At 68.6% G+C, this 14065-nt stretch carries 14 protein-coding genes and 1 pseudogene; 8 read left to right on the top strand and 7 right to left on the bottom strand.

The features are described from left to right. Both ACRDUX_RS25080 and ACRDUX_RS25075 read right to left on the bottom strand, forming a co-directional pair. Positions 1-708, bottom strand: a 708-nt coding sequence (locus tag ACRDUX_RS25080; protein ID WP_526417604.1) for an amidohydrolase, incomplete at its 3' end; no start/stop codon positions are given. A gap of 31 nt (positions 709-739) precedes the next feature. Further along, positions 740-1918, bottom strand: coding sequence for a M20 family metallopeptidase (locus ACRDUX_RS25075; protein WP_526417601.1), 1179 nt, complete (start codon positions 1916-1918; stop codon positions 740-742). A gap of 148 nt (positions 1919-2066) precedes the next feature. Here ACRDUX_RS25075 and ACRDUX_RS25070 point away from each other — a divergent pair, with 148 nt between their 5' ends. Next, positions 2067-2870: a purine-nucleoside phosphorylase gene (locus ACRDUX_RS25070; protein WP_526417599.1), complete on the top strand. Its 804-nt coding sequence runs from the start codon at positions 2067-2069 to the stop codon at positions 2868-2870. On the opposite strand, the gene ACRDUX_RS25065 is transcribed toward ACRDUX_RS25070, so the two are convergent. Further along, positions 2816-3916, bottom strand: coding sequence for an AbrB family protein (locus ACRDUX_RS25065; RefSeq protein WP_526417597.1), 1101 nt, complete (start codon positions 3914-3916; stop codon positions 2816-2818). The two genes, ACRDUX_RS25070 and ACRDUX_RS25065, sit on opposite strands and share 55 nt — an antisense overlap. A gap of 76 nt (positions 3917-3992) precedes the next feature. Between ACRDUX_RS25065 and ACRDUX_RS25060 the strand changes: the two genes are divergently transcribed. Beyond that, a complete protein-coding gene (locus ACRDUX_RS25060; protein WP_526417595.1) occupies positions 3993-4457 on the top strand; it encodes a MarR family transcriptional regulator in 465 nt (154 codons plus the stop codon). Positions 4458-4483: 26 nt separating this feature from the next. Continuing rightward, a pseudogene (locus ACRDUX_RS25055) lies at positions 4484-5986 on the top strand (phospho-sugar mutase); the annotation flags it as partial. On the opposite strand, the gene upp reads toward ACRDUX_RS25055, so the two are convergent. Beyond that, positions 5968-6591: a uracil phosphoribosyltransferase gene (gene upp, locus ACRDUX_RS25050; RefSeq protein WP_526417593.1), complete on the bottom strand. Its 624-nt coding sequence runs from the start codon at positions 6589-6591 to the stop codon at positions 5968-5970. The pseudogene ACRDUX_RS25055 and the gene upp overlap by 19 nt on opposite strands. Positions 6592-6641: 50 nt before the next feature. Between upp and ACRDUX_RS25045 the strand changes: the two genes are divergently transcribed. Beyond that, positions 6642-6938, top strand: a complete 297-nt coding sequence (locus ACRDUX_RS25045; RefSeq protein ID WP_526417591.1) for a hypothetical protein — start codon at positions 6642-6644, stop codon at positions 6936-6938. 3 nt (positions 6939-6941) lie between these two features. Continuing rightward, on the top strand, positions 6942-8036 hold the full coding sequence (locus tag ACRDUX_RS25040) for a C40 family peptidase (RefSeq protein ID WP_526417588.1): 1095 nt from the start codon (positions 6942-6944) through the stop codon (positions 8034-8036). A 3-nt stretch (positions 8037-8039) separates the two neighbouring features. Here ACRDUX_RS25040 and ACRDUX_RS25035 read toward each other — a convergent pair whose 3' ends face one another. Continuing rightward, entirely contained in the window at positions 8040-9092 is a 1053-nt protein-coding gene (locus tag ACRDUX_RS25035; protein ID WP_526417606.1) for an alcohol dehydrogenase catalytic domain-containing protein, read from the bottom strand. A 55-nt stretch (positions 9093-9147) separates the two neighbouring features. On the opposite strand from ACRDUX_RS25035, the gene ACRDUX_RS25030 reads away from it, so the two are divergent. Next, entirely contained in the window at positions 9148-9651 is a 504-nt protein-coding gene (locus ACRDUX_RS25030) for an SRPBCC family protein (protein ID WP_526417586.1), read from the top strand. Here the strand turns inward: ACRDUX_RS25030 and ACRDUX_RS25025 are convergent. Further along, entirely contained in the window at positions 9633-10754 is a 1122-nt protein-coding gene (locus tag ACRDUX_RS25025) for a GGDEF domain-containing protein (RefSeq protein WP_526417583.1), read from the bottom strand. The two genes, ACRDUX_RS25030 and ACRDUX_RS25025, sit on opposite strands and share 19 nt — an antisense overlap. A gap of 404 nt (positions 10755-11158) precedes the next feature. Between ACRDUX_RS25025 and satS the strand changes: the two genes are divergently transcribed. Both satS and ACRDUX_RS25015 read left to right on the top strand, forming a co-directional pair. Next, positions 11159-12427 carry a protein export chaperone SatS gene (gene satS / locus ACRDUX_RS25020; RefSeq protein WP_526417581.1) on the top strand — a complete coding sequence of 423 codons (1269 nt, stop codon included), beginning with the start codon at positions 11159-11161 and terminating at the stop codon, positions 12425-12427. 33 nt (positions 12428-12460) lie between these two features. After that, the gene (locus tag ACRDUX_RS25015; protein ID WP_526417579.1) at positions 12461-13294 is read left to right on the top strand and encodes an alpha/beta fold hydrolase; all 834 of its coding nucleotides are present in this window, start codon (positions 12461-12463) and stop codon (positions 13292-13294) included. A 57-nt stretch (positions 13295-13351) separates the two neighbouring features. Here ACRDUX_RS25015 and ACRDUX_RS25010 read toward each other — a convergent pair. Beyond that, the coding region (locus ACRDUX_RS25010) for an adenosine deaminase (protein ID WP_526417577.1) at positions 13352-14065 on the bottom strand (714 nt) is incomplete at its 5' end.

Genomic DNA, 14065 nt, shown 5'->3' with positions numbered 1-14065 from the left:
CACCATGACGGTGCTGTTGCGTGGGTCGACCCGCCGCGACAGCACACCGGGGACACCCGTGATCAGGGTGCCCAGCGCGTAGACGAGGTCACCCGTCAGGTGCGGTCGCGAGGTATGGCCGCCCGGTGAGTGCAGCGTGATCTCCACCTGATCGGCCGCCGACGTGATGGGGCCCGGCCGCACGGCCACCTTGCCGACCTCCAGCCGCGGATCGCAGTGCAACGCGAAGATCCGCGACACCCCGTTGAGCGCACCCGCGGCGATCGCATCGATGGCGCCGCCGGGCATCAGCTCCTCGGCGGGCTGGAAGACCAGGCGAACGCCGACCGGCAGCTCGGGCACCGAGGCCAGGGCGAGCCCCGCGCCGAGCAGGACCGACGTATGCCCGTCGTGGCCGCAGGCGTGCGCGACGTTGGGCACCAGAGACGTGAACGACGCACCCGTCCGCTCGGCCATCGGCAACGCGTCCATGTCGGCGCGCAGCGCCACCCGCGGCGCGTGCTCGGGTCCGAAGTCGCACGTCAGTCCCGTGCCGCCGGGCAGAACCTTCGGGTTCAGGCCCGCGTCCGCCAAGTGCGATGCGACGAACTGCGTCGTCTCGAACTCCTGGCGGCCCAGCTCGGGGTGCTGATGGATGTGCCGACGCCACGCCACCAGCTCGCCGTAGTGGGCGGCCAACCACGCCTCGGTGTACTCGCCGATGCTCATGCGCGATCCCGCTCCGCTTCTCGCTCGAAACTCACGAGCGCTCCGCCTTCAGTCGCAGCACCCGGTCGCGTTCCGCGGCCGTCTGGGCCAGCTCGACGACGGTGCGTGCCAGCATCACGGCTCCCTCGATGACTGCCTTGTCGGCACTCGGCCCAGCCGCGGCCACCGCGAACGCCGGTTGGTGGATCGATGCGCCGTCGGCGTCGATGCCGACGACCGGGTGGATGCCAGGCATGACCTGGGTGACGTTGCCCATATCGGTGCTGCCGAGCGGGAACGCGGCCTCTACCTCCACCCCGACGGGGGTCCGGCCGAACCGGATCATCTCGGCGCGGAACACGTCGGCAAGCCACTGGTCCGGCGTCAGCTCCAGGTAGGACGGCTCGGTTGCCTCGACCTGATGGCCGCAGCCCGTGGCCACCGCACCCGCGAGGAAACAGTCGGACATCCTGCCCTCCAGCTCGCGCAGCGACCCGGAGTCGTTGGCGCGCATCGTGTAGTGCATCTCGGAGTGTGCCGGGATGACGTTGGTGGCCTGACCGCCGTCGGTGACGATGCCGTGCATCATCTGACCGGGCGCCAGCTGCTGACGCAGCAGACCGATCGCCACCTGGGCCACCGTGATCGCGTCGGCGGCGTTGAGTCCCAGATACGGCGCGACGGCAGCGTGCGCCTCGCGTCCGACGTATTCGACGGCCACCTGCGACAACGCCAGCGACCGGGCGCGGGCGATGTCGATCGGACCGGCGTGCAACATCACCGTCACCGCGATGTCGTCGAACGTGCCCGCCTCGAGCATCAGGGCCTTCCCGCCGCCGGCCTCCTCGGCGGGCGTGCCGAGCAGCACCACCGTCAGGTCCAGCTCGTCGGCGACCTCGGCAAGAGCCAGCGCAGCCCCGACCGCGGAGGCCGCGATGATGTTGTGCCCGCAGGCATGGCCGATACCGGGCAGGGCGTCGTATTCGGCGCAGATGCCGACGACCAACGAGCCGCTGCCGAAGTCGGCGCGGAACGCGGTGTCCAATCCGCCGGGCGCAGCGGTGATCTCGAATCCGCGCTCGGCGACCAGCGCCTGCGTCTTGGCGCAGCTGCGGTGTTCGGCGAAGGCAAGCTCGGGCTCGGCGTGGATGGAGTGCGACAGCTCGATCAAGTCGCCACGACGTCGCTGGACTGCGTCCTCGACGGTCGTCGACGCTGTGGCGGTGGGCATCGAAGAAGTATCTCACCGTCCGCTTCGGTCTTCGCGCGAGCGCTCATCGGGCGACCATCCGATGCATCCATTCAGATAGCGCTGACGGTGATGGCTTCTCGAACTTCGTCGCCCTGGCTGCTACCTGAACCCCGTACGCTTTCTCGCTGTGACTGGTACGCCCGATCCGCAGGCCATCGCCGACGCGGCGGCCGCCGAACTTCTACGGCGCACCGGCGTAACCGGCTTCGACGTCGCCGTCGTCCTCGGCTCGGGCTGGGCACCCGCGGCGGCGGCGCTCGGCGAACCGTCCGTCGTCGTCCCGATGGCCGATCTTCCCGGTTTCAGCCCGCCGACCGCTGCGGGCCACGGCGGCACGTTGCTGGTGGTGTCCGTCGGCGACAAGCGGGTCCTGGTCCTGCTTGGCCGCATTCACGCCTACGAGGGCCACGATCTGCGCCACGTCGTCCATCCCGTGCGCACGGCGTGCGCCGCGGGGGCAGGCACCGTCGTACTGACCAACGCGGCGGGCGGGCTCAGGGACGATCATTCGGTGGGTCAACCCGTGCTGATCAGCGACCACCTCAACCTGACCGCGCGCTCGCCGCTGGTGGGCGCCCAGTTCGTCGACCTGGTCGATGCCTATGCGCCGCGGCTGCGAGCTCTTGCGCGCGACGTCGATCCGACACTGGCCGAAGGGGTCTACGCGGGGCTGCCCGGCCCGCATTACGAGACACCCGCCGAGATCCGGATGCTGCGCACACTCGGCGCCGACCTCGTCGGCATGTCGACGGTGCACGAGACCATCGCGGCGCGGGCGGCGGGCGCCGAGGTGCTCGGGGTCTCGCTGGTGACGAACCTGGCCGCAGGCATGACGGGCGAACCGCTCAGCCACGTCGAGGTGCTGGCGGCGGGCCGTCAGTCGGCGACGCGGATGGGTTCTCTGCTCTCCCAGGTGCTGGCCCGGCTGTAGCCGATCCGCTCGGTCAGCTTGACGAATCCGCGCGCCATCAGCGGCGCGGCGAACAACATCAGGAGCACCCGCACCACCTGGGCGGCGATGATGAACGTGACGTTGGCTCCGGTCTCGACCGCCGTGGCCAACACGGCGTAGATGCCGCCAGGGCTGGTGGACAGGTAGCCCTCGAGGGGGCTGATCCCCGAGACGCGTGCGAGCAGGATGCCAAGGCCCGCGGTGGCGACGTTGAGCAGGATGATCAGGCCTATCGCGGCAGGTAGCGCCCGACCGATCGCGCGGATCGACTCACGTGTGAACGCGACACCGGCCTGCCAGCCGATCACGGCGTACCCGAGCTGCACCAGCACGAGCGGCACCGACATCCCGAAGGACGTCCCGGTCAACTCCAGCGCGATGGTCACCGTCATGGGCCCGAGCAGACCGGCGCCTGGCAGCCGGATGAGTCGGCCGCCCGTCGCCCCGACCAGCACGACCACGGCGATCATCAAGATGCTGAGATACCAAGGCGCCGAATCGTTTTGGGTAGGTGCAGCTGACTGTCCGGTCTTCTCGGCGTGATAGACGAACGTGACGATCAGCGGCATCGACGCGGTGATCAACGCAACCCGCAGATACTGCACCACGGCCACCACGCGGTCGTCGCCGCCCAACTCGCGAGCGATGGCAACCAGGCCGGAGGCACCGCCGGCGACGAGCGCCAACGCCCCGGTGAGCGGGCTCACGTCGCGGTGCAGACCGAGCAGTGCGCCCGCAACGACGCTCAACAGCAGGGTCGCCAACGCGACGCCGAGCACGATCGGCCAGTCCGAACCCAGCGCCGTCAACGCGTCGCGATGGACCATCGTCCCGATGTAGACGCCGAGCACTCCCTGCGCGGCGACGCCGGCCTTGCGCGGAACGCCCGATGGGGCGAACGACAGAAGAGCTAGCACGATGCCGACGATGAGCGCCGCGAACAGTGCCGCCGAGGGCACGCCAACGATGGTCAGCGGCACGGTCACCGCGATCGTGACCACCACCAACAACGCCCACCGTTTCATTACCCCAAGTATGCCCTTGCCAATTACTTGTCGCAAACTGAGGTTAATCGTGCTATTACCAAGGTATAACTTGGTAATGACCCTCGAACGGACGAAGAACGCCACCAACCTTCGCGAGTCGATCATGGCGCTCACCCGGCAGCTGCGCAGGCACCGCCCCGACAACGGCCTGACGTTGAGCCAGATGCAGTTGCTCGGGGAGATCAGCCGCTCGGGCGTGACCACCCCGGCAGAACTCGCTGCCCGCATGCACGTCCGGGTTCAGTCGCTCACCGACGGCATCAACGAGTTGGAGGCGCGGCGACTGGTGTCGCGGCGAACCGATCCCGATGACCGGCGTCGACAGCTCATCGAGACGACGGTCGACGGGTCCGCCCTGATCGACACCGACCGCGCCGACCGGGACGCCTGGCTGGACGCCGCCATGCGCGAAACCCTGACCGATCTCGAGTTCGACCTACTGATGCTCGTCGCCCCGGTGCTCCGAAAACTCGCCGACGGCGACGAGCATGCAACCCCTGACGAGCGCACCGCACAATGAACGCCATGACCAGCCCCTCCCCGCCGCCCCTGACGTTCGGTACGGCGGGGCTGCGTGGACCCATGCGGGACGGTCCCGGCGGTATGAACGTCGCGACGGTGACGGCAGCGACGTGGGCGCTGGCCAAGGTGCTGAAGGACAGATGTTTGGGCGGCTCGACCGTCGTGGTCGGTCGCGACGCCCGCCACAACTCCGACGACTTCGCCCTGGCCGCCGCCGAAGTGCTTGCTGCCGAGGGCTTTTCGGTGATCCTTCTGCCTGATCCGGCTCCGACGCCGGTGGTGGCGTTCGCCGTCCGACACCTTGGCGCTGCCGCGGGCGTCCAGGTCACGGCGTCGCACAATCCGCCTGCGGACAACGGCTACAAGGTGTACCTCGACGGCGGGCTGCAGATCGTGTCACCGAGCGACCGCGAGATCGAAGCGGCGATGCGGATCGCACCTGCCGAGGTCGCCCGCGCCGAGGTCACTGCGGCGAACACCGACCTCATCGCGGACTACGTCCGTCGCGCCGCCAGGGTGAGACGTGGCACTGGTGACGTTCGCGTCGCGCTGACACCGATGCACGGGGTTGGCGGAGAACCCGCCCTGCTGGCCCTCCGCGAAGCGGGCTTCACCGACGTCCACGTGGTCGCCGAGCAGTATTCGCCCGACCCGGACTTCCCCACCGTTGCCTTCCCCAATCCGGAGGAAGCGGGCGCCACCGACCTGCTCCTGGAACTCGCGGCCAAGGTCGACGCCGACGTGGCGATCGCCTTGGACCCCGACGCCGACAGATGCGCGGTCGGCATCCCGACATCCTCGGGCTGGCGGCTGCTCTCGGGCGACGAAACTGGTTGGCTACTAGGCGATTACATCCTCTCGCAGACAGAGCCGGGCGAGGTCATGTCGAGCAGCGTGGTGGCCAGCACCGTGGTGTCCTCGCGCATGCTGGCCGCGATAGCCGCAGGCCACGGCGCCCAGCACGTCGAGACGCTGACGGGGTTCAAGTGGCTTGCGCGCGCCGACGCGGACCAGCCCGGACGCACGCTCGTCTACGCCTACGAGGAGGCGATCGGCCACTGCGTCGACCCCGCAGCCGTGCGGGACAAGGACGGCATCAGTGCCGCGGTGCTCGCGTGCGATCTGGTGGCCGTGCTGCTCGGCCAGGGCCAAACGCCTTCCGACGCGCTGGATGCGCTGGCACTGCGCCACGGCGTACACACCACGTCCGCGGTTTCGGTGCCCGCGGACGCGGCCCTGATGGACCGGCTCCGGGTCGCACCACCCGCACGCCTGGGAGGCGAGCCGGTGCAGGTCACCGATCTGCTGGAACGCCGCGGGCAGCAGCGCACCGATGCGCTGATCTATACGGGTGAGTCAGTACGGGTCGCGATTCGGCCCTCGGGAACGGAGCCGAAGGTCAAGGCATACCTCGAGATTCGCCTTCCGCCCCGTGACGACGTGACGGCCGCCCGCGAGGCCGCAGCCCTTCGGCTCGACGATCTACGGGCCGACGTGGTCGGACTGCTTCAGCGCGGACCGAACTGACGGTCCCCGGCGTCGCCGAGGCCAGGAACGATGTACGCGACGTCGTTGAGCCCGTCGTCGATTGCCGCGGTGTAGAGCCGCAGACCCGGAGATGCCCTCTCAAGGGCTGCAATGCCTTCCGGTGCGCACACGACGCAGACCGCGGTGATGTCGACGGCGTTGCGGTCGTGCAGCAGGCCGAGGGTATACGCCATCGAGCCACCGGTGGCGAGCATCGGGTCCAGAACCATCACCGGAACATTGCTCAGGTCGTCGGGCAGCGACTCCAGGTACGGAGCGGGTTGGGCGGTCTCCTCATTCCTGGCGATGCCAACGAACCCGACATGAGCCTCGGGGATCAGAGCGTGCGCCTGATCGACCATCCCGAGACCGGCGCGCAGCACGGGTACCAACAACGGTGGCCGAGCGAGGCGCGATCCGACGGTGTCGGTGAGCGGGGTGCGGACCGCGACGGCTTCGGACGCGGCGTCACGGGTGGCCTCGTAGACCAGCATCAGCGTGAGGTCGCGCAGTGCGGAGCGGAACCCCGCGTTGCCGGTGCGTTCGTCCCGCAGCGTGGTCAGCCGCGCTGCGGCCAACGGGTGATCGACAACGTGCACGTCCATGCGCCCAGACCCTAATGGAACCAGCGCGCTCTGGCCGCCGTCATAACCTCGTGCTCGTCGATACCTCTGACATTCACGCGTTCAGCGTCGCGCTACATCGCCATGCGGGCGACCTCGCCTCCGTCGCCGCTGACCTGACCGCTGCGCGGGTGTCCGCGGATGCCTTCGGTTCGGTCGGGTCGGGCTTCGTGGCGGCGCTGAATGACGCCTTGACTCGGGAGGCGCACCACGTCGCGCAACTCGCCGGTCGGCTATCGGCGGCCAGGTCAAGCGCAGGGGCGGCCGCCGACGGGTATGAGGAATCCGAACACCATGTGGGACAGACTATCTCGGCGCTCGGAGCCTAGCCGGTGCCGAGCGCCCTCGTGAGCGGGTTGTCCGCTCCGTTACACGAGCTGCAGGCGACGGTGGGAACGGGTACCCCCGAAGCCGCCGAGGCTCTGACGGACATCCGCAATGCGCTTGGCGAGCTCGCCGTCGCCACGGATCGGTCGTGGCAGCGGACTCGCTGGGTCGGCGATGCCGGTGATGCCGCCGCCGAGTTCACCAGCGCGACCGTGGCGGCGGTCGACGCGCTGGCCGGCCGAGCCGGCCGTCTCGGCGAGGCGGCGACGAACGCCGCGGACGCCGTGGCCCGCGCCAGGGAGCGACTGCAGGCGATCATCGATGACTTCGAGGCGCGGGCCGCGGCGCTCGAGGCCGAGATCGACGAACCGGGCACCGCGGACGAACTCATCGCCGAGGCCCGCCGCGCGCTCTCCGAGGCCGAAGCCGTCGTCGACGAGTTGCGCGCCGAGCTCGACGGCCATCGGGCCGCCGTGGCCGAACCCGTCACGGGCGCGATGCCGACGATGCCAATGGGTTCGTTGCCCAGCCTCGGCGGCCTCGGATCCGGTTCGGGGATGGGAGCGGGATCCGGCTTGGGAGCGGGATCCGGCTTGGACGGCTCGGTGCCTACCGGCTTCTCGGGGATGTCCGGCGCCAGCCCCGACTCGTCGTCCGGGCCGTCCGACGACGCTCGGCCACTCGCCGACCCAGGCATGTTCGGCAGTGGCGTCACCGTGCAACTCCCCGACGGCAGCACGGCGACGGCGCCCAACGCGGTCGCCGCGAGCGCGGTCCGGCATGCGCTGACCCAGCTGGGTGTGCCCTACGACTGGGGCGGCACCACCCCGGGTGTCGGCCTGGACTGCAGCGGACTCACGCAGTGGGCGTATCACGAAGCAGGACTGGATCTTCCGCGGCTGGCCCAGGAACAGGACATCGGGTCAGCCGTCGATCGGGCATCGCTGCGCCCAGGAGACCTTGCGGTGTGGGACGGACACGTCGCGATGGTCGTGGGCAACGGGTTGATGATCGAGGCCGGAGATCCCGTCAAGCTCTCCCCGATCCGAACCACCAACGCGGGGCAGGGATTTCAGGGTTTTTGGCGGCCGACGGCGTGAGGGTCAGGGCAGCCGCGGGTCGATCAACGTGACGCCGACCGGAGAGGCAGTGTCGACCGACGGGAGTCGACGAGCGCCCTCGGTCAGTCCGACGATCTGCTCGACCAGCTCCTGCGGGCGCAACGTGCCCGCCTCCACTAGTGCCAACATGCCGGGATAGTCCACGCTGGCCATGCCGTGACTGCCGAGAACGTCCAGCTCCCAGGCGATCACTCGCTCCATCGGCACCGCGGGGTGTCCGTCGACGCCGGGCAGCAGACCCACCTGTGCGTGACGTCCGCGCCGCCGCAGGCTGTAGATGGCGTCCGAACAGGTGCCCGGAGTGCCGACCGCGTCCACGGCGACGTGGCTGCCGCCGCCCGTGAGGTCGTGCACCCGGGCGGCGACCTCGCCCGGCTCGCCCCGATCGGCCAGCACGGTGTGCTCGGCACCCAGCCCCCGCGCCAGGTCCAGCGCTGCCGGGTTGCGGTCGACCGCGATGACCCTGGCACCGGCCGCGACGGCCACCTGCACGGCACTGAGGCCCACCCCACCGGCTCCGACCACCGTCACCCACTCGCCGGGCCTGACCCTGGCCCGAGCAGTCAGTGCGCGGTAGGCGGTGGCGAACCGACAGCCCAGTCCCGCCGCCGCAGCATCCCCGACGACCTCGGGGACGACGACCACGTTGGCGTCGGCCGCGTGCAGCGCCACGTACTCGGCGAAGGAGCCCCAGTGCGTGAAGCCGGGCTGGGTCTGATTCGGACACACCTGCGCCTGACCATCCAGGCACCACTGGCAGTGTCCGCAGCCGCACACGAACGGTGTGGTCACCCGGTCACCGACCGTCCACCGTCGCACCTCGGCCCCTACCGCGACGATCACGCCGACCATCTCGTGCCCAGGGACGTGCGGGAGTGCCACCCCGTCGTCGTGCCCGGCCCACGCGTGCCAGTCACTGCGACAAAGACCGGTGGCGTGCACCTCGAGGACCACACCCCCTGGCGACGGCGCAGGGTCGGCGACCGACTGGACGTCCACCGAACCACCGAACTCGGAGAAGATCACTGCCCGCATGAAGCCATCGTCCCGCGTCTGTCCACGGGCGCGGCGCTTTGGCATGCTGAGCACCATGACGCGCTGGTATCCGATCGAACCCGCGGACGACGACTTCTTCGAGTCCGCGCCGCACGTATTCCGATACTCGAGACGCTTCGCGGCGCCGGTCGAGAGGGTCTGGGAATCGCTGACCTCGGATGACTCGGTAGCCGCCTGGAGTGCAACGGTCAGTTCGGTGAACTGGCTGAGCCCCCGCCCCTTCGGGGTCGGAAGCACCCGCGAGGTCGCGTTGGCCCCCGGGTTGACCCGCGTTCGCGAGCGCTACTTCCGTTGGGACGAGGGGCACCGTTATTCGTTCGCCGCCTATGAGGCGAACCTGCCCGTGTTCCGGCGGTTCGCGGAGGACTACGTCGTGGAACCGGAGCCTTCCGACAGCGGCTCGACGCGGTTCACGTGGACCCTTGCTCTCGAGCCCAAGAGTCCGTTGGCACTGCCGTTCAAGCCGCTGGCCCCGGTGCTCAAGCTGGCATTCGGGAGGATGGCCGCTGACGGCGAGCGCTACTTCGCTCGCACCTGACTCCGGTCGTCGACGCAGTACGGTTCGAACGGGGCCACCCGTTGACGGGACTGGTTGCCGCCGTTGCGTTTCGCGTCGTACATCGCCCCATCGGCCAACGCAACCAATGCGTTGATGACAAGGTTCGGATCGTGGTGTTCGACGAACTGGTCGCATCGGGCGCTGGCGATCCCGACGCTGGCGGTGATCTCGTAGGGCAGATCGGCCACGGCGTCGCAGAGACGCTGACCAAGGGCGGCTTGCCTCGGGTCAACGAACACGTCGGCGACCAGGAACTCCTCACCTCCCACCCTCCCCACGATGGCAGTCGGGCGGGTCTGCTCGCGAAGACTGTGCCCGACGGCGATCAGGACGCGGTCACCCGCAGCGTGGCCCTCGGTGTCGTTGAGCAGTTTGAATCGGTCGAGATCGATCATTGCCACCACGAGGTGTGAATCGGAGTACCCGTGCGCGGCGACGAGCTGGCCGGTCCGTTCGTAGAACGCGCGGCGGTTCAGCAGCCCGGTGAGGGGGTCGCGGTCGGCGTTCAACAGATCGACGCCGAGGGCTTGCACGATGATCTGGATGCCGAACGGCACCGCGATGTTGACCATCACCATCAGCACGTACTCGCACAGTGTGCGCACGACGCCGTGAGTGGTCGCCAGTGCCACCGCGGGGACTATCGGGATGACCACCACGACGACCGCGTTGGCGACCATGAGGAGCGCGGTGTGAAAGATGGCGATGTACGCGGAGACCGCGACGAAGGCGGTGCACGCAAGGAGGGCGAGCGAGGGGTCACTCTGGGACAGCGTCGCCATGGCGATGCTGACGCTGGCCGTGACGGCAAAGGCCACCGACTGCGACCTGGACGGCCAGCGAACGATCCACAGCAGCGCACAGCCGGTGCCACCGACGACCGACAGAACGGACACGACGATGCGGACCACACTGTCTGGCGGCGTCGAACTCCACAGCAATGCGAAGGGAATGATCGCCAGAGACGCCGAGGTCACGGCCATCACCGCTCGGGTCATTCCCACCATGCGGCGCGCTTGCAGGTAGGAGCTGAACCAGGCGTAGTTATCGGGTTGTCGCCACCACCAACGAATGCGCTTCAACGTCGTCTCCCCCGTGCATCACCACCCCGCGACGCCACTGGCCACCCGTTTGCCTGACAGTCACGTCAATTGATCGGCTCAGTCTACCGAAACGTGGACAGTGCCGAACGAGCCAATTTCGAATGAAAACCGGCTACCTGTGGCTACGGGGGTAGGCAGTGGTCAGCAGCGCCCTTTCCCGACAGCTACGGCCATCATGGCTGAAATGCATCTCGCGCGATTCGTTATGTCTCGTGAGTTAGCTGTGTGTCGAGAATGGCGGGCGACGCGCAAGCAAACGTCCATCGCCGGGCACGCCCGTGGGCACCGTCGCGCTTGCTCGCACCGCCAGAGCCCACCGAGAGCGTTCAGCGCCGAACCGCCTGACGGCAAGCCCCTGGGGAGGCGTCGTTAGGCTGTGCCGCATGGCTTCTGACATCGTGCCTGTGAGGCTTGGGCTGACCAAGGGCGATCTGTACACACTGTGGGCTCCGTCGTGGCGTGATGCCGACGACGAATGGCAGGCGTTCCTCGGCAAGGACGACGACCTATACGGCTTCGAGTCGGTCGCTGACCTGGCCGCATTCGTTCGGACCAATTCCGACAACGACCTCACCGACCACCCGGCGTGGGATGAGCTGAAGGCGTCGTCGGCGCACCGACTCGATCCAGGCGAAGACCGTCAGCACGACCTGATCGGCGTTCCCGAGGTGGCGGCGGAGAAGCCGACCGAGGAGTCGGTGTCGAAGCTGTTGCATGCGCTTGCCGTGGCGCAGGCGGTCGGCTCCGTATGCGATCTGACCGTGGTGTCGAAGTTCTTCAACGGCAACCCCGTGCTCGGGTCCCTCGGAGGGGGCGTCGAAGTGTTCGAGGGCCGTGCCGGCCGCAAGCGCTGGGCCGAGATCGAGGCCGTGATCGCCCGCAGTTGGGACGGTGTCGTCGACGCGATCGACGAGATCGTCACGATCCCCGACGTGAACTCCGCAGCCGTCGAGAAGGCCGCGGCCGAACTCGCCGAGCCCGCGCCAGAACCCGAGGTCACCGAGGACGGTTCCGACGACGACGTGGTGATCGAGGGCGAGGTCGACACCGATCCCGAGGAGGCCGTACTGACCGCCCAGGCAGAAGAGCAGGTGCTCGGCAGCGACGAGGACTTCTGGACGCACGTCGGCATCGATCCGATCCGCCTGCTGACCCGCGGCGGCACGTTCTACACCCTGCGCTGCTACATGGACGACCAGCCGATCTTCCTCGGTCGCAACGGACGCATCAGCGTGTTCGGCTCCGAGCGGTCACTGGCCCGCTATCTGGCCGACGAGCACGAAAGCGATCTGTCGGACCTCGCCACCTTCGACGACATCAAGACCGCGGCCACCGACGGGTCACTGCAGATCAGGGTCACCGACGACAACGTCTACGTGCTGCGCACCCTGGCCGACGACATCGCTGACGGGCCCGACGCCGTGGACCTCGAGCAGCTCGAACTGGCCATCGAATTGATCCGAGACGTCGGCGACTACGCGGAGGACAACACGGTGGCGGAGGCGCTGGATCAAGACCAGCCCCTCGGCAGGTTCGTCGGCCACGTGTTGTCCCCCGACAAGGTCCGCAAGCCCGCGGCGCCCTACGCCAAGGCCGTCGAGCAGTGGGAGAAGGTCGAAGCCTTCGTGGATTCCCGCCTCCGCGAGGAGTGATGAGTCTTCCCCGGGCCGCCAGTCAACACCGACATGACCACGACTGACGGCCTCGCTTCACGTTCCATCGACGTCCCCGGCGCGCGACTGCACTACGAGGTGCGCGGCAGCGGACCCGTGCTACTGGTGATCGGCTCGCCGATGGCGGCCGCGGAGTTCGCGCCCCTTGCGCACGCCATGGCCGTCGACCACACCGCGGTCACCTACGACCCGCGCGGCTTCGCGGGCAGTCCGGTCGAGGATCCGGACGGTCCGTCGAATCCCGACCTACGGGCCGACGACGTGGCGGCGATCCTCGATGACCTCGGCGTCGAGTCGGCCGACGTGTTCGGCTCCAGCGGAGGCGCGGTGACCGGTCTCGCAATGGTCGTTCGCCATCCCGGCAGGGTCGGCACGCTGGTGGCGCACGAGCCACCGCTGCTCGAGCTGCTCGACGACGCCGATGCGCAACGCGCGGCCACCGTGGACATCGTCGAGACGTTCCGCACCGACGGCTTCCACGCGGCGTGGATGAAGTTCATGCTCAACGCGGGCTTCGACATCGGTGGTGGCGACGGCACCGCACCCGACGGGCAGGGCGCTCCCGTGCCGACCGACATCGAACTCGCCGAGGCTGCGCGCTTCTTCGTTCACGACCTGGTGCCGACGACCCGCTACGTGCCCGACTTCGACGTGTTGCGGGGCTCGGCGTCGCGCGTCGTGATCGGCCTCGGGGCGGACTCCGGCCATCTGGTTACCAAGCGAACCTCCATCGCGGTGGCTGAACGACTCGGCCTGGACACCACGGCGTTCCCCGGCGATCACGGTGGCTTCCTCGGTGCGCCAGGCGAATTCGCGAACCGCCTCCGCCAGGTCCTCACCCCCTGACCCACGCGATTTGGGCGCGCGTGGTTGCGGTGAGCGCAACCGAGCGCGCCGAAATCACTAACCGATCAGGACTGCGTACCGCGGCTTGATGACCTCGTCGATCAGAGCCAGCCGCTCACGGAACGGGATGAACGAGGACTTCATCGCGTTGATGGTGAACCGCTCGAGGTCGCTCCAGCCGTAACCGAACGCCTCGACCAGGCGCAGCATCTCCTGGCTCATCGTCGTGTCGCTCATCAACCGGTTGTCGGTATTGACCGTCACCCGGAACCGAAGCCTGGCCAACAGGGCGAACGGGTGCTCGGCGATGCTGGCGACGGCCCCGGTCTGGACGTTGCTGCTTGGGCACAGCTCGAGCGGAATCCGCTTGTCCCGCAGGATCGAAGCCAACCGGCCGAGCGCCGCGTCCCCGTCGTCGCGCACCTCGATGTCGTCGACGATCCGCACGCCGTGGCCCAGGCGATCGGCACCGCAGAACGCGATCGCCTCGTGGATGGACGGCAGGCCGAATGCTTCCCCCGCGTGAATGGTGAAGCGCGCGTTGTTGTTCCGCATGTACTCGAAGGCATCCAGATGCCGCGTTGGCGGGTACCCGGCCTCCGCGCCCGCGATGTCGAAGCCGACGACGCCCTTGTCGCGGAACCGGATCGCCAGTTCGGCGATCTCCCTCGACCGGGCGGCATGCCGCATCGCGGTGACCAGGCAGCGCACCTTGATCGTCTTGCCGTCTGCCGCGGCCGCCTTCTCACCGTCGGTGAAGCCCGCCAGGAC

Origin of the sequence: Mycobacterium sp., from assembly GCF_050701675.1 — a bacterium.
In the GTDB taxonomy this organism is placed as follows: Bacteria; Actinomycetota; Actinomycetes; order Mycobacteriales; family Mycobacteriaceae; genus Mycobacterium.
Note: the sequence above shows the minus strand (reverse complement) of the source record. Positions and strands in the feature narration are given on the sequence as shown.